1 protein-coding gene is annotated in these 1,548 nt (G+C 67.6%); it reads left to right on the plus strand.

What is annotated here, in order from left to right; translation table 11 throughout:
• The coding region (locus tag B1L11_RS44500; RefSeq protein ID WP_143738010.1) for a glycoside hydrolase 43 family protein at positions 1-1,545 on the plus strand (1,545 nt) is incomplete at its 5' end.
• Positions 1,546-1,548 lie beyond the last annotated feature (3 nt).

Consider the following 1,548-nt stretch of genomic DNA (forward strand, 5'->3'; position numbering starts at 1 on the left):
CCGTCGCCGTCGCCGTCGCCGTCGGGTGGGCCGTGGCCGCCGTCGTCGACCTACTCCAATCCGGTGTTGTGGGAGGACCTGGCCGACATCGACGTGTTCCGGGTGGACGACACCTACTACTACTCGGCCTCCACGATGCACTACTCGCCCGGCGCGCCGATCCTGCGCTCCTACGACCTGGTCAACTGGGAGTACGCCGGTCACTCGGTGCCCAAGCTGGACTTCGGGTCGAAGTACGACCTGAACGGCGGGCGGGCGTACGTCAACGGGATCTGGGCGTCGTTCCTGAACTACCGCAAGAGCAACAAGACCTTCTACTGGGGCGGATGCATCGACTTCAGCAAGACCTACATCTACACCGCCACCTCGGTGGAAGGCCCGTGGAACCGGCACACCACGATCGACAAGTGCTACTACGACGCCGGACTGCTCATCGACGACAACGACACCATGTACGTCGCCTACGGCAACACGAACATCAGCGTGGCCCAGCTGTCGGCCGACGGCAAGAGCGAGGTCCGCAGCCAGCAGGTGTTCTCCACCCCCTCCAGCGTGGGCACCCTGGAAGGGTCGCGGATGTACAAGCGGGGCGGCGCCTACTACATCTTCTTGACCCGCCCGGCCAACGGGCAGTACGTACTGAAGTCCACCAACGGCCCCTTCGGCCCGTACGAGATGCGCCAGGTGCTGCTGAACATGGGGGGCCCGGTCTCCGGCGGCGGGGTGCCGCACCAGGGCGGGCTGGTCCAGACCCAAAACGGCGCCTGGTACTACATGGCCTTCCAGGACGCCTACCCCGGCGGCCGCATCCCCGTCCTGGCCCCGATCACCTGGACCTCCGACGGCTGGCCCACGGTGCAGACCGTGAACGGCGCGTGGGGCGGCTCCTACCCCTACCCCAACGTGCCGCGCCCGCCCCGGCAGGTGAAGCCGCCGACCGGGACCGACACCTTCACCGGCACCCAGCTGGGACCCGAATGGGAGTGGAACCACAACCCCGACACCACCAAGTACAGCGTGGGCAACGGGCTGCGGCTGCAGACCGCCACGGTGACCGGCGACCTGTACTCGGCCCGCAACACCCTCACCCACCGCATCCTGGGCCCGTCCTCGACCGCGACGATCCAGCTGGACTACTCGGCCATGCGCGACGGTGACCGGGCCGGGCTGGCGATGCTGCGCGACTCCTCGGCCTGGATCGGCGTCAGGCGCGACAACGGCCAGACCCGCCTGGTCGCCACCAACAACCTGACCATGAACAGCAGCTGGCAGACCACCAGCACCGGCACCGAGGTCGCGAGCACGCCCATCTCCGGCGGACGGATCTGGCTGCGGGTCAACGCCGACATCCGCCCGGGCACCGGCCGCCAGGCCCGGTTCTCCTACAGCACCGACGGAGTGAACTTCACCTCCTTCGGACCGGCCTTCACCATGGGCAACGCCTGGCAGTTCTTCATGGGCTACCGGTTCGCCATCTTCAACTACGCCACCCAATCCCTGGGCGGCGCCGTCACCGTCAACCGCTTCGACCTCACCACCCCGTAACAC

It is taken from the genome of Microbispora sp. GKU 823 (assembly GCF_002027145.1).
Taxonomy (GTDB): domain Bacteria; phylum Actinomycetota; class Actinomycetes; order Streptosporangiales; family Streptosporangiaceae; genus Microbispora; species Microbispora siamensis.